Origin of the sequence: Sphingomonas sp. CARO-RG-8B-R24-01 (assembly GCF_022662295.1) — a bacterium.
Lineage (GTDB): Bacteria > Pseudomonadota > Alphaproteobacteria > Sphingomonadales > Sphingomonadaceae > Sphingomonas.
In genome coordinates this window covers 171,538-197,162 of record NZ_JAKNQI010000001.1, presented here as the reverse complement: position 1 = coordinate 197,162, position 25,625 = coordinate 171,538, and the positions used below count along the sequence as shown (strand labels likewise).

Below are 25,625 nucleotides of genomic sequence, written 5' to 3'. Positions count from 1 at the left end.
ACCTCATGATTCGCTTGCGCAGAAACTACCTTTGCGGGATACGCGTGTCGGGGCGGGGGCCGGGCAGGGATGTAACAGGGGTAAGACGCGCGTTATGACAATCATGGATGATCGCGGCACCACGCCGCCAGCGAACCGCAGCTTCGCGACCCAGATGGCGTTGATCACCAAGCTGCTGCGAAAGCGGTTCGACCAGCGCGCGCGCAGCATGACGCTGTCGGACGGAAAGCCGCTGACCCGCGCGCAATGGCGCGTACTCGCGGCGGTGCATTTGCGCGAAGGCGCGACGCAGCGGGAAATCGCTGAACTGCTCGATATCGGAACGGTCGCGACGGGGCAGACGATCGACCGGCTCGAAGGATCGCAATGGGTCGAGCGCAGGCCGGATCAGTCCGATCGCCGGGTGAAGCGGCTCTATCTGAAACCGCAGGCGATGCCGGTGCTCGAGCGACTGGGCTTGCTGGGCGATCGCGAGGATCAGTCGGCGATGGTCGGTATCTCGAGCGAGGACATGGCGCGGCTGGGCGCGCTGCTCGAAACGATCATCGAAAATCTGCTTTCAGCGGAAGATGACGGTCCCGCGGATGGATCAGGGCAGCGGTCGGGCCGCCGGTGACCGAGCGTCCGATCGTCGCGCGCCGATCCTGGGATTCGTCCCGCGCTAGCCCCCGGGACCGTCGTTGATGAACGACCAGACGGTGGAGATCACGACAGAGCCTTCTCCGACCGATGCGGCGACCCGTTTCACCGAGTTGGCACGGACATCGCCGACCGCGAAGACGCCGGGACAGGAGGTCGCAAAGGGCGAGTTGGCGCCGGCCGCAGCGCCCGTCACGACGAATCCCTTCGGATCCAGTTGGACGAGGCCCGCCAGCCAATCGGTATTGGGGGCGGCGCCGACCATCACGAACAGTGCGCGGGTCGGCACGGTCCGGGTCGCGCCCGTCGTGGTGTCGCGCAGCGTCACGGACTCGAGCTGTTCCGTCCCCGCCAACGCACACACTTCCGTGCCATATTCGATGGTGATGGCGGGGTCGGCCTCGAGGCGGCTGGACAGATAGCTCGACATGGAGGTCGCAAGTGATGATCCCCGCACCAGCAGCCGCACGCAACTGGCGCTCCGGCTTAGGAACATGGCCGCCTGGCCCGCCGAATTGCCGCCGCCGATGACGATCGCCTCGGTCCCCTTGCAATAGCGCGCTTCGATCTCGGTCGCGGCATAATAGACGCCCGCGCCCTCGAATTCGGTCAGCCGGTCGATCGGCAGGCGACGATATTGCACCCCCGTCGCGACGACGACTGCTTTGGCGCGCACCCGCTGCTGCGTGTCGAACACGGCGCAGAACGTTCCGTCCTCGAGCTGCTCGAGCGATGCCACGCGGCGCGGCATGGCGAAGCGCGTTCCGAATTTCATCGCCTGGACTTCGCCGCGCCACACCAGATCCGCTCCCGATATGCCGGTCGGGAACCCCATGTAATTCTCGATCCGGCTCGATGTGCCCGCCTGTCCGCCGATCGCAACGTCCTCCACGACCAGCGCGCACAATCCCTCGGCCCCGGCATAGACCCCGGCGGAAACACCGGCGGGGCCGCCGCCAACGATGATCACGTCGAAGGCTTCGTTTTCCACCAGATCCCGGTTGAGGCCGAGCAGGCGTGCGACCTTGTCCGGTGTCGGGTCGGTAACGACGATGTCCCGCCCGAAGATCACCGCCGGTTCCGCCGCCGGGATCGAGCAACTGGATGCGGTCGCCTGCGCGGCGGCGCTACCGAGCGGCAGCGAGGTGTAGGGAATCCGGTTGCGGCTCGCGAATTCGGCGATGCGGCGGACGTCGCGGCTTTGCTCCTCGCCGATCAGCTGCAAGCTGCTGTCGCGGTCGTCGAGCTGCCGGCGTCGCCGGGCCGAAAAGACGGTTATGACGATATCGGACATTTCGGGAATGCGCGCCATCAGCGTCAGCATCGTTTCGCGCGGGACCTCGATGACGCGCGTTTCCTGCGCGGCACGCATCTGCAGCGACCATGCGCCGCCGTCGAGGAACGCGATTTCTCCCATGAACTGCGTGGGGCCGAGCGTCGACGACAGATGTCGCTCTCCGGTGAAGGGATTGACCACCTCGATCTCGCCGTCCTCGACATAGGTGAAGCGGTCCATCGGATCGCCCGCACGTGCCAGGACCGCGCCTTTCGGATAGGACACCTCGCGGCCAGCTTCGCGTAGCGCGGCGACGTGAGATGGCGCCAAAGGCGTCCGCTGCATCTGGCGGAGATCGGCACCGATCGTTTCCATAGGCTCTACTCCCCGATATCCTGCGTGAACGCCGACCGTATCAGTTCGGTCCGGTGCGCGCCGGAATCATCATGAAGGCGATCCCGCCGGCTCCGATCGCCATGATCGCCCCGATCAGGCTGCCGAATTGAAAGCCGTGGATCAGGCTGGCGCCGGTTTCCGCGATCACGGCGCCCGCGAGCGCGGTTGCGATCAGGCCGCCGGTTCGCGCGATGGCGCTGTTGAAGCCGGATGCCGTGCCCGTGTGGCGAGCATCGACCGAGGCGAGCACGGCGGTCGTCAGCGGCGCGACGGCGCCCGCCATGCCGAAGGCGATCACCGCAACACCGGGCAAGATCGTCGCGACATAGCTGGCGCGCGGGTCCGCCCGCATCAGCAAGGCAAATCCCAGACCGGTCACGATCGGTCCGATCGTCAGCGGCCAGCGCGGACCGATCCGTTCCGTCAGGCGTCCGGCAAGCCGCGAGGTGACGCCGATCACGATCGAGAACGGCAGCAGCGCCAGGCCAGCCTGAAGCGGCGTATAGCCGCCGCCCGTGATCAGCACATATGGCAGCAGCACGAGCAGTCCGCCCAGCGCCCCGTAGAGCAGGAACGTCAGCACGGTCAGCCCAACGAAGGCGCGCGACCCGAACAGCGCGAGCGGCATCATCGCGCGTTCGCCCAGCCGATGTTCGAGCAGCAGGAAAGTCAGCAGGAGCGCCACCCCGACGCCCAGTCCGATCCAGATTTCTGCCGTAAGCGCGTGCCGGGCCGACCATGCGGTGAGCGACCAGGTCAGCACGCCCAGGGCCGCCGTCGCCAATGCTGCGCCGATCCAGTCGAGCCTGCTGTCCCCGCGCTCGCTCTCCTCGACGAAGCGCGCGGCGATCACGACTGCGGCGATCGCGACCGGGACGTTCAGATAGAAAATCGCACGCCAACCAATGCTGCCGATCAGCCATCCGCCCAGCGGTGGGCCGATCGCGCTCGATATCGCGCCGGCCGCCGCCCACGTCCCGACGGCGCGGCCGCGGGCTTCTCCGTCGAACGAGCTTCCCAGAATGCCGAGGCTGTTCGGCATGAGAATGGCTGCGCCAATGCCTTGCAGGACACGCGCGGCCAACAGCAGGCTCAGGTCGCGCGCCATCGCACAACCGACCGAGGCCAGCGCGAACACCACGATGCCCACGATCAGTGCGCGCTTGCGGCCGAACTGGTCTCCAGCCGCACCGCCCAGCAGCAACAACGCCGAGAGGGGCAGGAGATAGGCGTTGATGACCCAGGACAACCCAGCCGCGCCCCCGCTCAAATCGCCGGCGATGGCGGGCAGCGCGACATTGGTCACCGAGCCGTCGATAAAGGCCAGGCTCGATGCCAGCATCGTCGCTGCGATCGTCCAGCCCGGATACGCCGTGGAACCGGCACGGGACGCGACCGCGAGCGACGAATCGCACGATGGGGTACCGACGTTGCTCACCGTAACTCCCTGACGGACCCGAAGACGCCTTGCGGGTGCCGGGTAGCACGGGACGATCGCGAAGACGATCGTCCATGGGCCGCTACGATGCGCTGTCCCACGGTCGGATGGCCGGTTGCACCGGCAATCATGCGATTTCGCGGGTGTTGCACCCTGTATCGGCGCCTGCATCGCGCGGCGCGGTGGATCGTGGCTTAGGCCAAGGCGCGGCTAGCTGCCCCGCCGGCGATCACCGTTTGGGTTTGAGGAAGCGGATCGTCATCCGGTCGCTCTCGCCGATGGCGGCATATTTCGCGCGATCCTTGTCTTTCAATTGATAGGTCGGAGGCAGGGTCCAGACCCCCTCCGGATAGTCCGCCGTATCCTTCGGATTGGCGTTGATCTCCGACATGGCGGCAACCTGGAACCCCGCCTGCTTGGCAAAGCGGACCACGCTGGAGACCTTCATGTAGCCGCTCTTCTCCTCGGCGGTGGCGGGCCGGCCTTCGGGAAGCCGGTGCTCGACGATCCCGAGCGTCCCGCCCGGTTTCAGCATGCGGAACATCTCCGCGAAGGCGGCCTGCGTCCGGTCGACACCGGCGAAGCGAAGGTTGTGGATGTTGCGGAACGTCAGCACGACATCCGCGCTGCCCGCCGGCACGATCGGTTCCCCGTTCGCTGCCGGGAAAGCGGCGAGCTTGACCTTGCCATACGCCGCAGGATTGCCCGCCTGCAGCTGCTTGATCGCGTCCAGCCCCTTCGTCCATCCGCCGGCCGCATAATAGGTCCCGCGGGCACCGAGATAGGGCGCGAGAATTTCGGTGTACCAGCCGCCACCGGGGATCAGCTCCACGACCGTGTCGGTCGGTTTCACCCCAAAAAACGCGAGCGTCTGCGCAGGATGGCGGTACCGGTCGCGCGCGACGTTCGCCGGGGTGCGCGAAGACGAGGCGACGGCCTTTGCAAGCTCGGGGGCAATCGCGGGCCCTTGAGCGTTCGCAACGGTTGCGACCGCAACCGTGATCGCAACGATACCAAGGGTCGTACCTGTCGGACGCATCGTGTCTTTCCTTGCCTGGGCGCTAACCGCCCGTCTCTAGTGCGACCACGCGGCGGCCGACACAAGCGCGGATTGTGGCACGATTGAGCGGCATCGATCCGTACCGTCCGGATGGGATGCCGTTCGTACCGTGCATGATCGCGCCGTCGCATGCAGGAGCGGGTATGCAGCACGGGTTTATGGGCGCTAGGACCGGGTCGCAGCGCTCAATGGGCGAAGGAGGACCGACGGATGATCTTGCGCAGTGACGAATTTCAGGACGTCGACGTGGCCGGCGGCGGACCGATGCGCATGCATCTCTTTCGGCCCGCAATCGACGGGCGTTTTCCGGGCGTCCTGCTCTTTTCGGAGATCTATCAGGTCACCGCCCCGATCCGGCGACTGGCCGCGATGATCGCGGGCAACGGCTATGTCGTGGGCGTACCGGAGGTGTATCACGAATATGAGCCGGCCGGCACCGTGTTGGCATATGATCAGGCCGGAACCGACCGCGGCAATGCCTTGAAGGTGCAAAAGCCGGTGGCCGGTTATGATGCCGACGCGCACGCGGGCCTGACGGCGCTGGCGCAGCATCCGGCGTGCAATGGCAAGCTGGCGACGTTCGGCGTCTGTCTGGGCGGCCATCTGGCGTATCGTGCGGCGCTCGATCCCCGCGTGTTGGCGGCGGCGTGCTTTTATCCGACCGACATTCATTCCGGGACGCTCGGGGAAGGGCGGTCGGACGACAGTCTGTCGCGGATGGCGGGACTGAAGGCGGAGATGCTGTTCGTATGGGGACGGCAGGATCCGCATGTTCCATTCGCCGGGCGGGAAGCGATCCGCGCGCGGCTCGAAACGCTCGGGATATCCTATGCGTGGCACGAACTGAACGCACAGCATGCGTTTCTGCGGGATGAAGGACCGCGCTATGATCCGGCGCTGTTTCTTCAGGCGATGACGCTGACGCTCGAGTTTTACCGCCGTGCCCTGCTGTAGCGACGGCTATGGTGATCATGTCGGTCGCCGCCATTAAGTCAAAGGCAGGCGTCAAGTCGTCCCGTGTCTCGGCCGAAACGCCACCTGTCCGTTAGCGATTGCGCCGTCGATCGGAACGATGTGGTGATCAGCGCCCGTGGTGAGCTGGTCGAGCGTGTAGGACGGAAGGAAGCTCTTTCGGGAGTAGAGTGCGGCGAGGTCATCTTCGGCAAAGGCTACGCTTCCGAAGTCCGGTGACCCGCCCGCACGCCAGGCGGCTTCCCAGATCCTGGCAAGCGTCTTGGCGCCATCCTGCATGCAAGCGGCGGTCTTATCTTTGAGTTCGTTCCACAATTCCTCGGTTTGACCGGCACCCATATGATCGTTGAACGCATCGACGATCGTGAGGGGCGGGAGGCGATCGACGGTTCGTTGCATCAGCGCGACGACCGCTACCGCGATAGCGTGGCCGCTCGGCTTGCCCCCGGGCTCGATCGGCGGGACATCCGCGGCTCCTGCGTTCGAAATCATTTCCAGCAGCGCTGCACCGTGCTTCGCGACCATCGTCGTTTCATAGATGCTGTGAACCTTGGAATGCGTCTTGTCGGTCGGATCGCGGCCATGGTGATATTGCGAGATGTGCAGTGGCTGGCATGCGTCCCCGACATAATGCGCGACGATGCCGGCGGCACAAACGAACTCAAGCGCCCGGTTGTTTTCGGCATAGCCGATCATCGCTTCGGCGATCTGCCATACCCGGAATGGCAGTGCGCCGCGTTTCTTGTTTTCGCCGATCCCGTCGTAATAGGCATTCCACACACCCGGATCGACATTGGCGGGATCCGCGCACAGCTCGAGCAGTGTCCTGCCGTCCTTGCCCGGCTTGTCCATGTCGGCGAAATGATTGCTCTCGTCGCTGGGCCGACCGAACCGCCAAACCAGATCGGCAACGTCGGCAAGCGGGGAGAAGGTGCCGTTTTTATGCGGGGGCAGCGTCTTCAGCACCGCGTCGTCGACCCCGATCACGTCTGCATTGGCCTCCATCGATGCCGCCAGCGAAAGTTCCGGCTCGATCAGGCTGGTGGCGTAGCTGCCGATCTTTACGTGGCCCCATTCACCCCAATATTCGGTGTGGCCGACGTTCCAGTCAGGGATCACTTCCACGTCGAGCGTGCGGCAGATCGTCGACAGGCAGATGCCGAGAGCCAGTTGCGTCGCGGTCCGGGCCCCGGGGGCCAGCAGGACCTGCCCGCCCCATTCGAGCGCAACGGGCCGCAGTTTGCGCGCACCGTTCGCGTTGATCGGCGCCGATGCCTCGTCCTCGAACCAGATCGCGCCGGAGTCGCCGGGATAGTTGTTGAGCGCGGTTTCGCCGTCGCGCGGGGCGATCACCAGATCGGTGACGTAGTCGGTCCCACCGACGCTCTTATACCGATAGAAGAGGCCGAGGATGCGTCCCTTCATCATCCCGCTCACCGCACCGAACGCGACCAGCGGGCAGTCGATCAGGTCGAGCCGGAACGTGTCGACGTTGAGATCTACCACGTCCCCGATTTCGCCGATCCCATAGACCTGCGCCGTCCAGCCCGCCACGTCATCGAGCCGAATCAGCCCGGCGTCGAGGTTCGACACCGACCGGTGCGCCGTCCAGCCGGGATAGGCTTCCTCGAAGGGGACCTTGCCGAGTTGTCGGGGATCGCTCACGCCGAGGCGGCGCGCCTGGTTCTTGAAGCCGGCGTAAATCACCTGCCCGGGCGATCCCGCGACATGCCGGTTGGTCAAGGCGAACACGCTCTCCCCGTCGGTTACTAGGCAGCCGATCGAGCCGACGTGCGTACGCCCCTGAGCGCTCGACCGGATCGGAAACCCGCCCCCGACCAGATCGCTCTTGAAGTCGGGCGTGGCCGGGCTGGTCTCCGGTCGAACATCGGGATCGACCTGGACCACGCAGGTCGGGACGACCCGGCCGTCGGGCAGATACAGGAACGACGGCACCAGTTCGGTTGCGAGTGCGGGATTTGCCTGGATTTCCTTCGGTGTGAACCAATGGCGCACGAACACCAACACGCACGGCCACGACCAGTCCCTGACGTCGCAATTGTCGAGTGTTCTGGGACCGAGCTCGGCGGGATCGGTGCGATGCCGCGGATCGCTGCTGTTCTCATCGCCCTTGCGGATCAGATATTTGCCGATCGCGGTGGCGTAGACCTGGCTCAGGTGCGCCAAGTGCACATGATAGGCCTCTCGCGCTTCGAGCAAATCCCGAACGGATAACGAGCTGAAGTCGTGACGCCGCGTGTCCAGCATGGCCGCTCCCCCCTTGCGAGTCGCTCCAGCGCCTCTTCCGAGAGGATGCGCCGAAGATGTGACACGCAAGGGACAGGTCCAATCAATGCCGCCGGTCGACCATGCGGCGGATCCAGCCGACGTTTCGGCGGATCAGAACCGGGTCGAAATCCCGGTATAGAGCTGGAGCCCGGGCGTTTCCCGGTTGAGCCCGATATAGGCGGCGGCATCCAGCTGCAGCGTTTTCGTCAATTGATAGGACGCAGCGACGTCCGCCGAATATTGCTGGCTATTGTTGCGCGGCTCGAAACTTTCCTTGGTCCAAAGCTCGGCATAGACGGTCGCGTTCTTGCCGACGGGGTGCGACAGGTTGATGAGATTCGCGAGTTCGGCATGGTGCCCGCCGGACACGGCCTGATCGCCGGCAATGTCCAGCTCCGGGCTCGTGGTGAGCGTGAACTTGAAGGGCAGCGGAACGTTGACCGGCACGATGGCCCCGCCTTCCCACGCGCCGTTACCCAGAACCGACCCGGCCGTCGGTGCCTTTACGAACCCCACCAGCGAGACTTGCGTCTTGGACTTGTCGACGGTCAGCTTCTGCTTGGCGCGGACGTAGAGATCACCGATCCCGCGATCGGTCGTCACCGACCCGTCGGGCATGCGCGAACGCACCGTTTCATACGGCGCGATGTTGATCTGGATGTCGGTATGCTTGCCGATGCCGTATTTGAGCGTGGGGTTGGTGTACAGCAGGGTATCGGTGCGCACCCCGTCCTGCGTTTCGCGGGTCCAGTTGATCAGGTCCGTTTCGATCTGCACCGCGCCTGCGGGAACGGTGCAAGTCGTGGTCGCCTTCGTCGGACGATCGGTACAGATCGGCGTCGGATCCGGCGCGACGTTGGGCGGCAACGGCCCGGTGCCCTGGGCCGGGTCGCCCTTGGCCGCCTCCTGTGCGTGCAAGGGAGCGGCCAGCGCCACGAACAACAAGGCGCCGAGGCGCACGGCGGATTTAGACGGAAACGACACGTATCTCATTCCCGATCCATTGCGAGCACTTACGGTCCGGAGCAAGTTGTGATTGGTTGATGTGCATCGGTCCGAACCGCACGGGCTCAGTAATAGTTGGCCGGGTTCGGCGTAGGTGCCTTGCACGCCCGGGTGTGACCGTGACGGCACGCATACACCTGGTTCCGCCAGTCCGCCATCGCGTCGGCATAGGCGCGCCGCTGATGATCGTAATGGACCTCGTCGCGGACTGCCTCGCGATGGTTAGCCCGCAGTGAGCGCGCGTAACTCGCCATGTCGCTCTCATATTGCGCCTGATTGCGGGCATTGACCGCATCGGCGGCGCTGGGCGCGGCAGCTCGGGCGGCGGCTTCCGCATTGGCCGATTGCGTAGTGCTCTGCGCGAACGCGGCAGACGTACCGAGCGACAGGAGCGCGGCGAAGGGTAGGAGAGCTTTCATCGTAGATCGATCCCGATTGTTGCGGATGCTCAACGGTGCACGGGCGCAGTCGTTCCTCGGGCGCGCTTCCTGGCATGCGCAAAGGGGTGATCCGATACCGCGCTGGTCATCTTGATCGGTTCGAAATAACGGGTAAGCTGCCGGAAAAGGGGAGGAATAACCATGAAGCCAAACTACGTTCCACGGCGCGCTGCGATCGCCTTGTCGATCCTGGCGGCGGTCGGCCTGTCGGGGTCGGCCCACGCACAGACGGTCGTCGATGAAGTGCGGTGCGTGTTGCTGAGCAATGCCCTCGCCTCGAAATCGACCGACGCGCACGGTCGGCAGGTCGGTGCGTCGGTCGGATCCTATTTCATGGGACGACTGGATTCGCGCGACCCGGCACAGGTGAAGGCGGCGATTGCCGGGCAAAACCGCAAGATCGTCGCGGCGCAAGCGGCATCTCAGATGAACGCCTGCGCCGCACGCGCCAGCCGCGCCGAAGCGCGATTGCGCGCCCTCGCGAAATGAGCTGATCGCGCGGGCGGACGGGTAGTTCCGTTCGCCCCGCGCGAGCGGGGAGCGTGGCACGTAGCGCGAAAAAGCTCACCGCATCGGCGTCTCGCATATAAAAAAGGCGCTGCCGGTCGTCGGACCGGCAGCGCCTTTTCCTTGTCGACCGTAATCGATCAGACCGCGTAGCGGACCTTGGGCGCCCGGCGGCGCATCGTCCCGCCGACCAGTCCGAAGCCGACCAGCATCATCCCCCACGTTGCCGGCTCGGGAACCGACGCCGCGAACATGCTGTAGATCTGCGCCGTCGATGTCGTCTTGTACGACAGCGCGTCGACGCTGAGGTTCCACCCCATCGCATCGAACGCCGCCAGGTCGAGACCCGTCACCGCGCCCGTCTGGCTGTAGCAGAAGGTCGGGTCCATGATGCCGTTACCCACGGCGCAACCCGGCGTGTCCTTCCAGTGCGACGCCTGCTGCCCGTCGCCATTATACCGGCCGGTGGAGAAGGTGTTGTTGAACAGCGCGGTCTTGCCGCCATCGACCGAGAAGTACTTCGTTCCCCCGACCGACAGATCGAGCACCGGCTTGGTGCCGAGGACGACGTTCGTCGGGTCGGTGCTGTACCGGAACATGTCGAGCGCGCTGTAGATCGACGTGTCGTTGAGGCTGTAGCCGAGAGTACCCGCCGACGGACCCTTGCCGAGTGCATAGACGTCGAGGAAATCGACGCCCGAGACGAAGCCCAGCGCGTGACCAATCTCGTGGATTGCCACCCCGATGAAATCGAAGGTGTTGTCCGAGATGCCATCGGTCGGGTTGAAGTCGAAGTTGAAGTTGCTGCTGAACGTGACGTTGCCGTCGCGCGTGCCGGCTGCCAGGCCGGTGTCGCCGCCGATCGCCTTGACCACCGACGTGTTCATGTACAGCGTCTGGCTGCTCGCCGTTGCACCGGGATTGTATGCCAGCTTGCTGGCATCGTCGTTGGTTTTGCCGTTGGTGGTCGTCGTGCCGTTGGTGATGAAGCTCGCGCCGCCGTTGTTGAGCGACGGCAGGACGATGTTCTTGTCGATGGTCGAACCGCTCTTGGTCGCGTTGACCTGCGATTCCCACTGCGCAACGCCGTAATCGACGCGCGTGCTGCCGGTCGAGCCGATGATGCCGGTGGCCAAGGGCGCGAAGCCGACACCCAGATTGATCACCGCGTTATTGGTAAACATCGACCCCCAATAGGACGCCGCAATCTTGAATCCCTGTTCTGCCTGAGAGCCCTTTACACCGCCGAGGTCGATCAGGTTGATGGTCGTCGCCGAAGCCGGCACGGACGCGATAAGGAACGCCGCGGCTCCGGAAGCCAGAATATTCTTGAAACGCATAGGTTGCCCCCTTGATTACCCAACGGAGCTGCCACACGACTCAAATCGGTCGGTTAACGCTCCGTTAACGAAAGGAATGTTGCGACCGTGACAGTTTGTCAACCCGTTGTAATGTGAGGGATCGGTCGCGGCGATGGCATGGCGCGCCGGCAGATGTACCGAAGAGAAAGATCGATAAGGGCGATGACTGTGACGACACCGACTGCGCTGCCGGCGATCCTTGAGCACCTGAAGGCCGCGCTGGACCGACGCGATCGTGCCGAAACGACCCATGTCGTGACCCGAATGCTCGACCAGAACATGCGCCTTGGCAGCCACTGGAAAGCAATTTCGCAACTGATGCAGGTGAGCGGGGAACTGACGCTCGCGCTGCGGGCGATCGACGCGTTCATCGCGGCCGCCGGCAACACGCCGATGGCGCGCTATTCCAAGGTCGTTTTGCTGACGCAGGCGCATCGCTTGCAGGAAGCGCACGATCTGTTGGCGCAGCTGCCGCGGGACGTGCCCGATCCGGGCGGTCATGCCTATGTGCTCGGCAACACGGCGATGACCCTGGGGCGCGTCGACGAGGCCCGTGCCCATTTGCTCGAAGCGCTGCGTCATCGGCCGGGTTGGGGGCCGGCGTGGCTGTCGCTCGCTTCGGCGGTCAATCTGGCGGACAGCCCGATCGGGGATCAGCTTCTGGCCGAGGCCGGCGTGGCGGAGCGGCAAGGGGCGGGTGATCTCGCGCGCTATTGCTACGCGCTGGGCAAGCTGCATGCCGACCGCGGCGATCCCGCCGCCGCCTTTGCCGCCTTCGCGCGCGGTGCTGCACTGCTCAAGGCGGCATCGCCGTACAGTCGCCAGGCCGATGCGGCAAACGCCGCCGCGGCGATGGAAGGCTTCGCGGACGGACGGCTCGATCGGTCCGGCACACCCATGGCGATCGACACCAGCCGCCCGATCTTCGTGACGGGCCTGCCCCGTTCCGGGACGACGCTGGTGGAACAGATCCTGGCCAGCCACAGCGCGGTGCAGGACGGCGGGGAGCTCAATATCCTGCAGCACGTCGCGGTTGCAGCGGGTGGCAATTCGGGCAGCGCGATCGGGCGATATCTGGCGAACGGCGGCACGCTGGACAGTCTGGGGTCGCTCTACCTTCACCTGTTGTCCGAGCGTTTCGGACCGAGCGGTCGCATCGTCGACAAGACGATCGATGCCAGTCGCTTCGTCGGACTGATCGCGACGGTGCTGCCCGACGCGCCGCTGGTCTGGATGCGGCGGGATCCGCTCGACAATGCCTGGTCGTGCTTTCGCACCTTTTTCATCCACGGCGTCGGCTGGAGCTTCGACCTTGCCGATATCGCGCATCATTTCGCGCTGGAGGACCAGCTCATGCACTTCTGGAAGTCGCTGCTGGGCGACCGGTTGCTGGTCGTACCGTACGGCGCATTGGTCGAGGCGCCGGCCGAATGGACGGCGCGGCTGCTGGAGCATTGCGGACTGGACGAGGAACAGGGCGTCTACGCGCCGCACCTGACCCAGCGACGGGTCGCGACTGCCAGCGCGCTTCAGGTCCGCCGGCCGATCAATCGGGACGGGCTTGGCGTTGCGGAGCCCTATCGGTCCTTCCTGCAGCCGTTCACGGCGGCGTATCCGTTCGCATAATCGGCGGTCGACCGACGCCCGGGGCTGTTGCCGGGTAACGCCCCGCGCTATGCGTCAGGGATGGGGCGGCGGAACACCATTCTGATCATCGGCGGCGGCACCGCAGGGTGGTTGACCGCCGCGTATCTGGCCAAGGCGCTGGGCCCGTCGATCCGGATCACCCTGCTCGAATCCCCGGAGATCGGCATCATCGGTGTCGGGGAAGGCACCTTTCCCACGATCCGCGAAACGCTGCGGTTCCTTGGCATCGACGAGGGCGTGTTCGTGCGCGGGGCTGCCGCGACGTTCAAACAGGGGGTGCGCTTTACCGACTGGCTGGAGCCTGCCGGGGCAGGGCGGCATGCGTCCTACTTCCATCCCTTCGAGCCGCCATTCTCTACCGAGGATACCAGCCTCGTCCCGTATTGGCTGCTGCGCGATGATGCCGCCCGGCCCGCCTTTGCGGAGGCCGTGACGATCCAGAACCGCGTCGCGGAAGCGCGGCGCGGGCCCAAGCAGCCCGGCGAGGGGGACTTCGCGGGGCCGCTCAATTACGCCTATCATTTCGATGCGGTGCGCCTGTCGCAGGTTCTGGCAGATCGCGCCCGCCAGCTTGGCGTCGACCATCGCACGGGGCGGGTGACGGATGTCGTTTTGACCGCCGCGGGACGGATCGATCATGTCGAGACCGAGCATGGCGCGCTGACCGCTGACCTGTTCATCGACTGCACGGGGTTCCGCGCGGAATTGATCGGCCGGGCGCTCGGCTCGCCCTTTGGTTCCGTCGCGCCGTACCTGTTTGCCGACCGGGCCATCAGCTGCAAGGTGCCGTACGAACGCCCGGACGCGCCGATCGAAAGCTACACGATCGCGACAGCGCATGAAGCCGGCTGGATTTGGGACATCGGTCTGGCGAGCGCGCGCGGGGTCGGTTGCGTCTATTCCAGCCGGTACATGGATGACGACCGCGCGAGCGCTATCCTGGCGGCGCATGTCGGCGCAGGCGTCGGCGACCTGGCGCTGCGGAACTTGAGCTTTTCGGCGGGGTACCGCGAGCAGCCCTGGATCGGCAATTGCGTTGCGGTGGGCCTTGCGGGCGGGTTTCTCGAGCCGCTGGAATCGACTGGGGTCGTGATGATCGAGGCGGCGGTGGGGATGATCGCGGAACTGTTTCCGCATCAGGGGCCGATCGATCTTCCCGCGCGGCGGTTCAACGCGCTGATGACCGCGCGCTACGCCGCAATCGTCAATTTCCTGAAGCTGCATTACTGTCTCAGTCGACGTCCGGAGCCGTTCTGGCGAGACAATGCCGACCCCTCGTCGATACCGCCCGCCTTGCAGGAGTTGCTGGAGCAATGGCAATTTCGGCCGCCCAGCCGTTTCGATTTCCAACTCGACGTCGAGTCGTTCGCCTTCTTCAATTATCAGTACATCCTGTACGGGATGGGTTTCCGTACCGATCTGTCGGGCGGTGAAAACGATTTCCCGGACGTCGCCGCCGCGCAGCGCCTGTTCGAGCGGGTCAAATCCTATGGCGAACGCGCCATCCTCGAACTGCCGTCGCACCGCGCGCTGGTCGAGCAATTTGCCCGATCGGCCTCTTCCGACCGATAGCCTATCCGCGCACGAACAGGTTCTTGAGCCACAGCGGTCCGGCGCGCGTCGCCTGTCGCCAGTCGCTGTCGTCGCCTGCGGCGTCGGCGGTATAGCCCCAGGGATTGACGGTCTTGACGCGACCCGCACGAAAGGCCGCCTCATGCCGCGTTGCCAAGGTGAGCCCGTGTTCGAGCGCCGTCGCCGCGATCAGGCCGTCGCGCATGTCGGCATAGCCAAGCTCGTTTGCGCGGCGCGCTACCTGCGCGTCGACGGGCAGGATGCGCCCGTCGAACGCCGGGAGGACGCGGTCCACGATCCAGCGCCGGATCGCCGCCGCGCCGACTTTGTCAGCGCGCTCGATCTGGGCGGCACCCGCGCCGAGTTCGGCCAGCGTCATCACCGACAGCAACAGCGTCGTCCGGGCCTGTGCCAACGCCCATTGTGTCAGCGCGGGATCGCCACGGCCCGCCTTTGCGCCCCGCAATTCCCACACCACCGCGGTATCGAGCAGATGCATCAGTCGGATCGCTTCCCGCTTCGACCGCCGAGGGCGCGCCAGTCCGGTTCCACGAGCACCGGATCCTCCATCGCGAGCAGCTCGATGACCGTTTCGGTCTGGCCCGCCAGCTGACGAAACGCCTCGATGCCCAGGAGAACGTGCGTCGGTTTTCCGCGGTCGGTGACGAAGACCGGCTCGAGTCGCGCCATCCGTTTTGCCTGGCTGACATCCTGGTTGAACAGGCGGCTACTAAGGATTTTCATCGACTGGTGCGCCGTCAAACGAGTGTTCCGATGTAGGTACGTTACTACAATGTGGCGACCGTGCAACGCTTTCGGCGAGCGCTCCGGAATAATGCCGGGCTGCTCAACAAACGGCTTGCAGGTCCCGCAGGCGATGATCTTCATGCGATGCTCGAGAGCATGCGGTCGGCATGTCGGGGCGGGGGTTGTATGCAAGGCTGGATCGAAAGTTTGGGCAAGACGGTCAGCGGCGTGCTGTCGCCACACGGACCCGCGGCCGTCGCTACGCCGGCGAGCTACACGGCGGGTGACTTCAGCATCCATTTCTTCCTGCAACTCGCGATCATTCTGCTGGCGTGCCGCTGCGTCGGATGGCTCGGCAAGAAGCTGCTGGGCCAACCGCAGGTCGTCGGCGAGATGATCGCCGGTGTAGTGCTTGGTCCGTCGTTGTTGGGTCTGGCGTTTCCGGACCTGCAGACCATGATCTTCCCGAAGGAAACCAAGAACGTCCTGTATGCCGGCGCGCAGCTCGGCGTCGGGCTCTACATGTTCCTGGTGGGCACCACGCTGCGCCTCGACCATTTCCGGGCCAAGGCGCGAAGCGCCTCGATGGTATCGTTCGCGGGGATTGCAGCGCCCTTCGGCGCGGCGGTTTTGATCACGCCCGCGCTTCTGACGGTGCCCGGCCTGTTCGCGCCGCACGTCAGCCAGGCGAATGCCACGCTGTTCCTTGGTGCGTGTATCGCGCTGACCGCCTTTCCGATGCTCGCGCGCATCATCAACGAGCGTGGATTGGCGGATAGCGCGCTCGGCACGCTGTCGCTGACGGCCGGGGCGTTCGACGACGCGTGTTCGTGGTGTGTCCTGGCGATCGTCCTCGCGACGTTCGGCGGCGGGCCCGGCGTTGCGATCCTGGCAATCGGCGGGGGGCTGCTGTGGGCGTTGATAGTGGTGGTCGCAGGTCCGCGCCTGTTCGCACCGCTCGCACGGATCGTCGAACGCGAGGGCGAGATGAATTATGCCGTCCTTGCCGTGATCCTCGCCGCGTTCTGCCTCTCGGCGTTCCTGATGGACCTGGTCGGCATCCATGCGATCTTCGGCGGATTCATCATTGGCGCCGTGATGCCGCGTGGCCTTTTGACGATCGAGATCAAGCGCAAGGTCGAACCCCTAGCGGTCGTGCTGCTGCTGCCGATGTTCTTCACCTATTCGGGCCTCAACACGCGGATGGACATGGTGAACTCGATCCCGTTGCTGCTGATCGCGCTCGGTATCCTGGTGGTTTCGATCCTCGCCAAGGGCGGCGCCTGCTATCTCGCGGCGCGGCTGTCGGGCGAGGACAACCGCACGGCCCTGGGGATCGGCGCGCTGATGAACTCGCGCGGCCTGATGGAGCTGATCATCATCAACATCGGTTTGCAGAAAGGCATCATCGGTCCGACGTTGTTCGCGATGCTGGTGCTGATGGCAATCGTCACAACAGTGATGGCTACCCCGTTGTTTGAACTGTTTTATGGCCGTAAGGGGCGGCAGAGCGGCGAACTCGTCGCGCTCGACGGGACGCTCGCAAGGGTGGCCTGAACCATCCTCCCGGACGGGCGACCGACAGCAGCGGCGCCCGTTTCTACACCCGTTTTCAGAAAGACGTGACGATGAAGAAGTGGCCGCTTGCCGCGGTGGCGCTGTTGAGCAGCGCCGCTTCCGCACAGGACATCCAGTTGAAGCCGCTGATCGATGCCCGGCTGCGCTTCGAGGACGTCGATCAAGCCGACATTCCGCGCGATGCCGAGGCCCTGACGGCCCGGGTCCGCGCCGGCCTTGCGGCCGAGTCGGGCCCGTTCCAGGCACTGGTCGAGAGCGAGGCGACCCTGGCGATCGTCGAGCGCTACAATAATGGCACCAACGGCCGCACCGGCTTCCCGCTAGTCGCCGATCCGCAGAACATCGAACTCAACCGCGCGCAGCTGCGCTATGCCGCGCATGGGGTCACGGTCACGGCCGGTCGACAGGTCGTGGAACTCGCGGACCAGCGGTTCGTCGGTTCGTCCAGCTTCCGGCAGAATCAGCAGACGTACGATGCCGCGCGGTTCCAATGGGGCGATCCCAAGCAGATCTTTGCGGATGTCACCTATGCGTGGTCGGACCGGTCGATCAACGGAATCAACGGGTCCGGTGCACGGCCGCAGTCGATCGGCGGCAACAACGTGTTTGCGCTGGCCGGTTTGCACAGCCCGATCGGCACCCTGACCGGGTTCGCCTATCTGGTCGACCAGGACGATGCGGCGGTGCAGGGTTTCCAGTTGGAAAGCCAGACGTACGGCGTCAGGCTCGTCGATACGCGGCAGCTCGGCCATGGCATCGGCATCGCCTATGCCGCCAGCTATGCGCGCCAGAGCGACTGGCACCGTAACCCCAACCATTACGCTGCCAGCTATTGGCTGCTCGAGGGCAGCGGGACCGCCGGTCCGGTGACGGCTACGGTCGGCCAGGAAGTCCTGGGCGCGGATGACGGCCGGGCACTGACCAGCGTGCAGACGCCGCTGGCGAGCCTGTTCAAATTCCAGGGATGGGCCGACAAGTTCACGACGACGCCCGCCAACGGCATCCGCGATCTTTACGCCACCGGCGCGCTGGGCTGGAAGAAGGTGGGGCCGCTCGATGCGATCGGACTGTCGACGACCTACCACCGCTTCCGCAGCGATCGGCTCGATCAGCATTACGGCGATGAATGGGACGTGCTCGCGAGCATCAAGCGCGGCCACACCGCACTGTCGGCACGCTATGCGCGCTACCGCGCCGAGGCGTTTGCGACCGATACGGACAAGATGTGGCTGGAGGCGGACTGGGTCCTGTAACCAGTTGCGCTTCCGGTCGGCGTCCGGGCCCGCTGCTTCGCCAGCGGGGCGGGCGGCTGGCTCAACGCAACGTCGATCATGTCCAGCGGTGCGCCACGGCGGAGCCGTGCCCTCGATCGTCTGGGCGTAAACGGATGCGTACCGCGCACCCTGCAACGCAGCCAGCGCACTGGTTGTGGCGAGCGTTATCGGGATGTCTCGCCCTTGGAGCTTTGCCCCAACGGGCCGGCCAGTCCGACGGATAGCGGGCAATTGACCGCCATCCGTCTTCGCTGGTGCGGTCAGGCGAAGCGGACGGCAATGGTACGACGGCGGTAGCGCAGCGCCGCGCCGACCATGCCGAAACCGGCCAGCAGCATCATCCAGGTCGCCGTCTCCGGCACCGCCGCAACCGGCGCGGCGGTCGTCGTGAAGCGGAAATTGGCGTCGCACACGCCCGTGTTGCAAGACGTATCGTTAATATTCTTCTGGATCAGGCTGCCGCCTGCATAGGCATCGAGGTTGCTCGTTTGCGCCAGCGCAGGACCGAACATCAGGGCGAGGTTCGCCGAGGTCGTGGTCAGCAGCGCGGTATAGGTCTGTCCCGCCGTCAGCGCGACGCTGCCGTTGAAGACGTCGTAGAACATCGTCCCCGTGCGGAACTGGAGGCCAGCGAGGTTTGCCGTGCTGCTGGTCAGCGCGGTGCCGCCGAGGCCGTTCCCCGCGAGGAGGGAAAAGGTCACGTTCGCGGTCGTTTGCGAAGCGCTCGTTGTGGCGAACTGGAAGCCGAAATTGGTCAGCAGCGAATCGGTCGCGACGAACGTCTGGGCAACGGGGCCGCCGCCTTGGACAGGGACGCCACGATTGCCCGAAACGATGCTCACCGTCGTGGTAGCAGAGGCGGCAGTGGCGCCGAACGCAAGGACGCAGGCCGACAGAACAACAGACACACACTTCATGACATACACCCCTGTAACACTACACATAACGACGCGATTGCGGCGCCATTATCGGCACATTGTTGCAATCCTGCGACATTGACCAAGCAGCAGTGTCGATGCCGGATCGCTTTAGCGCCCTAAACCTTGTCGAGAGACGCACCATAAACCCAGGCAATAAGGGGAATTTGCCGGTGCGAGGCGACCGCAGCCGACGCGGCGCGACAGCTAGCGGTTAAAATTTCCTTTATGAAGCAATTTTCACAGTGCTGTCACATGGCACGGGTAGCGGCCGCTGCGCAGCGAGTGATCGCCGCTCGAAACGCCGAATGGTTTGGCCGGATCGGGCGGGGATGGTGGCTAGGGGAGTAAGGCGTTGACGACAACCTATTGGAACCTGGGCGGCGGCGATCTGTACCAGGATTGGTCGAACATCGGCCTGATCACGACCAATGACGATTGGTCGGGGGTGCCGTCGATCATGGGGTATCGCGGCGACGGGCTCACGTCTGGTACGGGCATCGATCCGCGCACGCTGACCGGGACCAGCCCCGTCATTGACGTCAACGCCAACCAGACAAATCCCAACACCTTTACCACCGGTGGCGTCACCGAATTCCAGATCGCCAACCCGACGATCGCGCTCTCGGGATCGGGGACGGCGGCGGCGCCCTATCTCGCGATGTACCTCGACGCGACCGGTCGCCAGGGCGTGACGCTGTCGTTCACGCTGCGCGATCTCGAAAATGGGCCGGACAACGCGGTGCAGCAGGTTGCGGTGCAATATCGGCTCGGCGAAACCGGCGCGTGGGTCAACGTCCCCGGCGGCTATGTCGCCGATGCCACGTCGGGTCCAAACGCCTTTGGCGCCGATATCCCGGTTTCGGTCACCTTGCCGAGCGATGCGAACAATGCAGCGACGCTGCAGGTCCGGGTGATGACGACCAATGCGATCGGCAACGACGAATGGGTCGGGATCGACGACATCAGGGTCACGAGCAGCGCCGGCACGGGCAACGTGCCGGGCGTTCTCAGCATCGGCGACGCCAGCACGATCGAAGGCGATGCCGGCAGCCATATGATCGACTTTACAGTGTCGCGGATCGGCGGTGCGAATGGCGCGGTCGATGCGACCTATTCGGTCCTGCTGCCCGGCGGGAACGGCGGCGCGAGCGCCAGCGATTTCGGCGCAGTCGCGCTGACCGGCACGGTGCACTTCGCCGACGGGCAGGCAACCGCGAAGATCTCCTTGCCCGTGCTCGGCGACCGCGCCCCCGAACCCAATGAGACGTTCAGCATCACGCTGTCCAATCCGACCAATGGGGCCACGATCGATCGCGCGACCGCAACCGGCATCATCCTCAACGACGATATCCTGCCGCTCAAGATCGGGCAGATCCAGGGCGAGGGGCATACGTCGGGGTTCGTCGGCCAGACCGTGCTGACCGAGGGCGTCGTCACCGCCGTCGATAGCAACGGGTTCTACATTCAGGATCTGGGCGACGGGAATAGCCGGACATCGGACGCAGTGTTCATTTTCACGGGAACCGCTCCTGAATTCTTCGTCGGGGATGCGGTGTCGGTCCAGGGCGTCGTGACCGAATATCGGGCGGGGACGGGCGGCTTGACCGTTACCGAAATCACCGCGCCGGTCGTCACGCTGGAAAGCTGGGACAACCAGCTGCCGGACGCCGTCCTGATCGGGCAGGGCGGGCTGACCCCGCCGAGCACGGTGATCGATGACGACAACTTGAAAAGCTATGACCCCACCACCGACGGAATCGATTTCTGGGAATCGCTCGAAGGGATGCGAGTCACGATCGACAAGCCGCTGGTCGTATCGAATACGACCAACGACCAATATGCCGAGACCGACATCGTCGCTTCCCACGGCGTCGGCGCGACCGGGGTCAACGATCGTGGCGGGATCACCATCGCGAATGGCGACTTCAACCCCGAGAAGATCCAGATCCAGGGCGACAGCGGGATCTTTGCCGGTTTCAAGGCTGGCTATTCGATCGGGGATCAACTGAGCAGCGTGACCGGCATCGTGAACTATGCCGCGGCCAAGTATGAAGTGCTGGTGACCGAGGCCGTGACCGTCACCAAGGACGTCACGCTTGCCAAGGAAGTGACGACCCTGACCGGCGACGCCACGCATCTTTCGATGGCGACGTACAACGTCGAGAACCTCGATTCATCGGATGGCAAGTTCGACGTGCTGGCGGCCAACGTCGTCTATAACCTGCGCGCGCCCGACATCATCGCGCTGCAGGAGATCCAGGACGCCGATGGCGCGGGCACCGGCAAGGATCTGTCGGGCGTCAAGACCGCGCAAGGCCTGATCGACGCGATCGGAGCGATCAACGGCGGCCATTACGCCTATGTCGAGATCGCACCGACGACTGCCAATTCCACCGGTGGCGAGCCGAATGGCAACATTCGCAGCGGCTATCTCTACAATCTCGACCGGGTCACCTATGTCGAGGGCAGTGCGGCGCTGATCGACGGAGCCGCCTACAACAATACGCGCAAGCCGCTGGTCGCCGACTTCCTGTTCCACGGCCAGACGGTCACCGCGATCGACGTCCACCTGACGTCGCGCGGCGGCAGCGATCCCTTGTGGGGCGCGACCCAGCCACCCGCCGACGCGGGGGATGCCGCCCGCACCGCGCAAGCAGCCGGGGTGAAAGACTATGTCAACGCGCATCTGGCCGACAACCCCAACCTAAATATCGCGATCCTGGGCGACTGGAACGGGTTCTCGTGGGAAAATGCGCAGACGCAGCTGACTGACCCGGCCAAGGGCGGGCAGTTTACCGACCTCAACACGCTGCTGTCGCCAGAGGAGCGGTACAGCTATCTATTCGAAGGCAATGCCCAGCAGATCGACCATATCCTGGTCAGCAAATCGCTGCTCGCCAACGCGCAATACGATGCCGTCCATATCAACTCGCAGTTTGGCGACGATCGCCCGACCGACCATGATCCACAGCTTGCGGTGTTCGATTTCAGCACGGTCCTTGCCCGGGCCACGGTGTCCTCGGCGCAGGTCGACAGTGGCATGCATGCCGACAGCTTCGACTTCAGCGCAGCGCCGGTGACGACCGATCCGGCCCAGACGTTCGGCTGGGCGACCGCTGACGCGGCTGCGGCGAAGGTGGCGACCAGCGCACCCGAAGCTCTGGCTAGCGACCCCGCGACGGCCGAGGGCTTCGTCTTCGAGCATCTGCACAGCATCAGCATGTTCGACACGCTGCACCTGGCGTAATCCTCCATCCCCCGGTGCCGCGAGGCACCGGGGGAAGTCCGGACTTTCGATGACCGACATCCCTACGCCAGCGCCCGATCGCCCCGTTGCCAGCGGGGGATGGCCGGCCGTGTCTGAACCCGGTTCCGGTTCGCCGTTCCACGGGCGGATGCGGGATGCGCTGCGCCAGTGCCGGCGTCACCTGATCGCAGCGGCGGCGTTCAGCGCGCTGGTCAATCTGCTGTACATCGCCCCGACGCTGTACATGCTGCAGGTCTATGATCGGGTCGTTCCGACCAAAGGGTTGCAGACGCTCTTTTTCCTGACGATCGTATTGCTGTTCGCGCTTGCCTGCCTTGCGCTGCTGGATCGGGTTCGGGGTCGGTTGCTGGTTCGGGCGGGCGTGCTGCTCGACGCGCTCGTTGCGCCGGCGTTGCTGGACGCTACGCTCGGGCGTCCGGAGTCGCCCGTCGCGCGGCAGGCATTGCGCGACCTCGACCTGATCCGCGGGACGTTGACCGGCCCGGCGATTCTCGCGCTGTTCGATGCACCCTGGACGCCGATCTACATTCTGGTGTGCTTTCTCGTCCATCCATGGATCGGCGTCGTCGCGCTGGCCGGCGGGCTGATCCTTCCGGTCATTGCCTGGCGGAACGAAATGGCGACCCGCGACGGAATGGCGCGCGCGCACGACGTCGCCGCGCGGACCTACGCGGCGCAGGATGCGGCGCTTACCGGCGCGGACGGGATCAAGGCACTGGGAATGCGGCAGGCCTTCGTGGCGCGGCAATTGCGGCAGCGGCTGTCGATGCTCGCGTTCCAGACCGAGGCGGGGTTTCGCGCCGGCGGCTATCTGACCGCGACCAAATTCGTGCGGCTAGCGCTGCAATCGCTGGCACTCGGGCTGGGCGCCATGCTGGCGGTCGACAATCTCATCTCGGGCGGTGCGATCTTCGCTGCGTCGTTTCTGATCGCGCGTGCGCTGGCGCCGATCGAGTTGCTGATCGGTAGCTGGAAGCCCCTGATGCAGGCGCGGGACGGCTATCGCAACATCGACACGTTGCTGGCCGGCGATCCGTCGCAAGTGCCCCCCACGCGGCTGCCCACGCCCACCGGCACGCTCCGGCTGGAAGGAGTCACGGTCCTCACCGCTGCGCGTGATGCGGCGATCCTGAGTGGCGTGTCGTTCTCGCTGGAACCGGGCGAAGTGCTGGCGATCGTTGGCCCTTCCGGATCGGGCAAGTCGACGCTGGTCCGCGCGATTGTGGGGGCGCTCCCGCTGGATCGCGGATGCGTCCGGTTCGATGACGCGAACCTCGGAGATTGGGATCCCGAGGTCCTTGCCCGGCATATCGGCTATCTGCCGCAGGACGCTGCGCTGTTCGAGGGGACGGTGAAGGACAATATCAGCCGCTTCGCCACCGAAACCGCAGCCGACCCGGCCGCCGTCGATGCAGAGGCGGTCGCCGCGGCCGAAAAAGTCGGCGCGCTGTCGCTCATCCTGCGCCTTGCCGGCGGCTTCGACCATCGGCTGCAGCTCGGCGGGCGCGGCGTTTCGATGGGGCAGGCGCAGCGCATCGCGCTGGCGCGTGCGGTCTACGGCAACCCCGCGCTGTACGTCCTCGACGAGCCCAACGCGCATCTCGATTCGGAAGGAGACGCCGCGCTCAACATGGCGATCGCGCGGCTGAAGGCAGAGGGCAGGACGATCATCGTGGTATCGCACAAGCTCGGCGTGTTGCCGGTGGTCGACAAGATGCTCGTCCTTCGCGACGGCCGCGCCGATCTGTTCGGTCCGCGGGACGAGGTCCTCGCCAAGATCGCGCCGCCCAACGTACGCCGGATGGTGCCACCAGTAGCGGACGTACCGGCAACCAGCGGAGGCATGGCATGAAGACCGCGATGACCGTGCTCTCCGGCCCCGAGCTTCCGGAGCGGTACGAACGGCGGCTTGCCGACCCGTCGGGCGACATCCGGATCGGGATCGGGATCGCCGTCGCCTTCTTCGGGGTGTTCCTGGGATGGGCGGCATTCGCGCGGCTCGATGCCGCCGCCTATGCGCCCGGGGTCCTGGAAGTGTCCGGCCAGCGGCAGACGGTCCAGCATCGCGATGGCGGGGTGGTCGGCGCGATCTATGTCCGCGAAGGGCAGCGCGTGGAGCGCGGCCAGTTGCTGGTCCGTCTCGCCGCCGCCGAGGTGCTTGCGCAGGAACGCGCGCTGAGCGCGCAGGCGATCCGGCTGCTCGCGCAACGCGCACGGCTCGAGGCCGAGGAGATCGGGACGGGGACACTCGGCACGCCCCCGGAATTTGCGACGCTTCCGCCCGAGGATCGCAACGATGCCGCCTTGGCGCTCCGGCTACAGCAACGCGAACTGATCGCGCGGCGGGCGACGCTCGCGGCGCAGCGTGGCGCGCTCGGGCAGCGGGCGGCACAATCCACTGCCCAGGGGCGTGGCTATGACACGCAAGTGGTGTCGGCGCAGGAGCAATTGCGGATCATCGACGAACAACTGAAAGCCCTGGCACCGCTCGCCGAAAAGGGTTTCGTATCCCAGACCCGGCTGCGCGAACTCGAGCGGATGCGCGCCGAACTGGTCGGGCAGCGCGGCCAATATGCGGCGAGCGTCGCCCAGACGCAGGGCGCGGCGCGGGAAAGTCAGATTACCGCGATCGAAGCCGAACGCACCTTTCACGAGCGTACTGCTGCCGATCTGCGCGATGTCGAAACGCGGCTTGGAGATGTCTTGCCCAAGCTTGCCGCCGCGCGCGACCAGCTCCGCCGGACCGACATTCGTGCGCCGGCTACGGGCGCGGTGATCGCGCTGAGCGTCTTCACGCCCGGGGGGGTGGTGACGCCGGGACAAAAACTGATGGATATCGTACCGGAACGGACCCCGCTGCGGATCCAGGCCCGGATCACCCCCGATGATGCGGATGATCTCGCGGTCGGACAGCGGACGTTCGTCAAGTTTCCCGGACTGCACGACCGGACCTTGCCGGACCTGGAGGGGCAACTGACCCGGCTGTCGGCGGACGCGCTGACCGACGAAAAGACCGGAGCGACCTATTTCACCGCCGAGGTCACGGTGCCGCGAACACAACTGGCGCGGTTGAGCGCGGGGCGCGGCACGGACTTCGCGGTGCGGGCGGGCATGCCGGTGCAGGTGTTGGTCCCGCTGCGCAAGCGGACGGCGCTCGGTTACGCGTTCGAGCCGCTGGTCGGGGCGTTCTGGGGGGCGTTCCGCGAGCACTGAGGCAATCGCGGGCGACGGCCGTA

At 65.3% G+C, this 25,625-nt stretch carries 20 protein-coding genes; 10 read left to right on the top strand and 10 right to left on the bottom strand.

The features are described 5' to 3' along the window. Positions 1 to 94 precede the first annotated feature (94 nt). Positions 95 to 616 carry a MarR family transcriptional regulator gene (locus tag L8G49_RS00830; protein ID WP_242181827.1) on the top strand — a complete coding sequence of 174 codons (522 nt, stop codon included), beginning with the start codon at positions 95 to 97 and terminating at the stop codon, positions 614 to 616. Between the two features lie 45 nt (positions 617 to 661). Here the strand turns inward: L8G49_RS00830 and L8G49_RS00825 are convergent, their stop codons facing one another. From L8G49_RS00825 to L8G49_RS00815, 3 genes are all read right to left on the bottom strand, one after another. Beyond that, positions 662 to 2,290 (bottom strand): cyclic nucleotide-binding domain-containing thioredoxin-disulfide reductase, encoded by a 1,629-nt coding sequence (locus L8G49_RS00825; RefSeq protein WP_242181825.1) that lies wholly within the window; start codon positions 2,288 to 2,290, stop codon positions 662 to 664. Between the two features lie 40 nt (positions 2,291 to 2,330). Then, a complete protein-coding gene (locus L8G49_RS00820; protein WP_242181823.1) occupies positions 2,331 to 3,749 on the bottom strand; it encodes an MFS transporter in 1,419 nt (472 codons plus the stop codon). Between the two features lie 229 nt (positions 3,750 to 3,978). Next, on the bottom strand, positions 3,979 to 4,788 hold the full coding sequence (locus L8G49_RS00815) for a methyltransferase domain-containing protein (RefSeq protein ID WP_242137081.1): 810 nt from the start codon (positions 4,786 to 4,788) through the stop codon (positions 3,979 to 3,981). 231 nt (positions 4,789 to 5,019) lie between these two features. On the opposite strand from L8G49_RS00815, the gene L8G49_RS00810 reads away from it, so the two are divergent. Beyond that, positions 5,020 to 5,763: a dienelactone hydrolase family protein gene (locus tag L8G49_RS00810; protein ID WP_242181821.1), complete on the top strand. Its 744-nt coding sequence runs from the start codon at positions 5,020 to 5,022 to the stop codon at positions 5,761 to 5,763. A gap of 51 nt (positions 5,764 to 5,814) precedes the next feature. Here the strand turns inward: L8G49_RS00810 and L8G49_RS00805 are convergent, their stop codons facing one another. From L8G49_RS00805 to L8G49_RS00795, 3 genes are all read right to left on the bottom strand, one after another. After that, positions 5,815 to 8,049, bottom strand: a complete 2,235-nt coding sequence (locus tag L8G49_RS00805; protein WP_242181819.1) for a hypothetical protein — start codon at positions 8,047 to 8,049, stop codon at positions 5,815 to 5,817. 132 nt (positions 8,050 to 8,181) lie between these two features. After that, positions 8,182 to 9,063: a transporter gene (locus L8G49_RS00800; protein ID WP_242181817.1), complete on the bottom strand. Its 882-nt coding sequence runs from the start codon at positions 9,061 to 9,063 to the stop codon at positions 8,182 to 8,184. Between the two features lie 77 nt (positions 9,064 to 9,140). Continuing rightward, on the bottom strand, positions 9,141 to 9,494 hold the full coding sequence (locus L8G49_RS00795; RefSeq protein ID WP_242137077.1) for a hypothetical protein: 354 nt from the start codon (positions 9,492 to 9,494) through the stop codon (positions 9,141 to 9,143). A gap of 162 nt (positions 9,495 to 9,656) precedes the next feature. Between L8G49_RS00795 and L8G49_RS00790 the strand changes: the two genes are divergently transcribed. After that, entirely contained in the window at positions 9,657 to 10,004 is a 348-nt protein-coding gene (locus L8G49_RS00790) for a hypothetical protein (RefSeq protein ID WP_242181815.1), read from the top strand. Between the two features lie 158 nt (positions 10,005 to 10,162). Here the strand turns inward: L8G49_RS00790 and L8G49_RS00785 are convergent, their stop codons facing one another. Next, positions 10,163 to 11,362, bottom strand: a complete 1,200-nt coding sequence (locus L8G49_RS00785) for an NF038122 family metalloprotease (RefSeq protein WP_242137075.1) — start codon at positions 11,360 to 11,362, stop codon at positions 10,163 to 10,165. Positions 11,363 to 11,551: 189 nt separating this feature from the next. Here L8G49_RS00785 and L8G49_RS21080 point away from each other — a divergent pair, with 189 nt between their 5' ends. Both L8G49_RS21080 and L8G49_RS00775 read left to right on the top strand, forming a co-directional pair. Next, positions 11,552 to 13,009 carry a sulfotransferase gene (locus L8G49_RS21080; protein WP_242181813.1) on the top strand — a complete coding sequence of 486 codons (1,458 nt, stop codon included), beginning with the start codon at positions 11,552 to 11,554 and terminating at the stop codon, positions 13,007 to 13,009. A 27-nt stretch (positions 13,010 to 13,036) separates the two neighbouring features. Beyond that, entirely contained in the window at positions 13,037 to 14,602 is a 1,566-nt protein-coding gene (locus L8G49_RS00775) for a tryptophan halogenase family protein (protein WP_347272024.1), read from the top strand. A 1-nt stretch (position 14,603) separates the two neighbouring features. On the opposite strand, the gene L8G49_RS00770 is transcribed toward L8G49_RS00775, so the two are convergent. Together L8G49_RS00770 and L8G49_RS00765 are read right to left on the bottom strand one after the other, a co-directional pair. Further along, entirely contained in the window at positions 14,604 to 15,101 is a 498-nt protein-coding gene (locus tag L8G49_RS00770) for a PIN domain-containing protein (protein ID WP_242181811.1), read from the bottom strand. Continuing rightward, the gene (locus L8G49_RS00765; protein ID WP_242181809.1) at positions 15,101 to 15,490 is read right to left on the bottom strand and encodes a type II toxin-antitoxin system Phd/YefM family antitoxin; all 390 of its coding nucleotides are present in this window, start codon (positions 15,488 to 15,490) and stop codon (positions 15,101 to 15,103) included. Before L8G49_RS00765 ends, L8G49_RS00770 begins: the two co-directional genes overlap by 1 nt. A gap of 45 nt (positions 15,491 to 15,535) precedes the next feature. Between L8G49_RS00765 and L8G49_RS00760 the strand changes: the two genes are divergently transcribed. After that, complete coding sequence (locus tag L8G49_RS00760; protein ID WP_242137070.1) at positions 15,536 to 16,906, top strand: cation:proton antiporter; 1,371 nt, start codon at positions 15,536 to 15,538, stop codon at positions 16,904 to 16,906. A 71-nt stretch (positions 16,907 to 16,977) separates the two neighbouring features. After that, positions 16,978 to 18,180 (top strand): hypothetical protein, encoded by a 1,203-nt coding sequence (locus L8G49_RS00755; protein WP_242181807.1) that lies wholly within the window; start codon positions 16,978 to 16,980, stop codon positions 18,178 to 18,180. Positions 18,181 to 18,461: 281 nt separating this feature from the next. Here L8G49_RS00755 and L8G49_RS21075 read toward each other — a convergent pair whose 3' ends face one another. Next, complete coding sequence (locus L8G49_RS21075) at positions 18,462 to 19,043, bottom strand: PEPxxWA-CTERM sorting domain-containing protein (RefSeq protein WP_242181805.1); 582 nt, start codon at positions 19,041 to 19,043, stop codon at positions 18,462 to 18,464. Positions 19,044 to 19,473: 430 nt separating this feature from the next. Between L8G49_RS21075 and L8G49_RS00745 the strand changes: the two genes are divergently transcribed. The 3 genes from L8G49_RS00745 to L8G49_RS00735 all read left to right on the top strand — a co-directional run bounded on the left by L8G49_RS00745 (position 19,474) and on the right by L8G49_RS00735 (position 25,602). After that, positions 19,474 to 22,368, top strand: a complete 2,895-nt coding sequence (locus L8G49_RS00745; RefSeq protein ID WP_242181803.1) for an endonuclease/exonuclease/phosphatase family protein — start codon at positions 19,474 to 19,476, stop codon at positions 22,366 to 22,368. 148 nt (positions 22,369 to 22,516) lie between these two features. Further along, positions 22,517 to 24,241: a type I secretion system permease/ATPase gene (locus L8G49_RS00740; protein ID WP_242182800.1), complete on the top strand. Its 1,725-nt coding sequence runs from the start codon at positions 22,517 to 22,519 to the stop codon at positions 24,239 to 24,241. Beyond that, positions 24,238 to 25,602, top strand: coding sequence for an HlyD family type I secretion periplasmic adaptor subunit (locus L8G49_RS00735; RefSeq protein ID WP_242181801.1), 1,365 nt, complete (start codon positions 24,238 to 24,240; stop codon positions 25,600 to 25,602). Before L8G49_RS00740 ends, L8G49_RS00735 begins: the two co-directional genes overlap by 4 nt. Positions 25,603 to 25,625 lie beyond the last annotated feature (23 nt).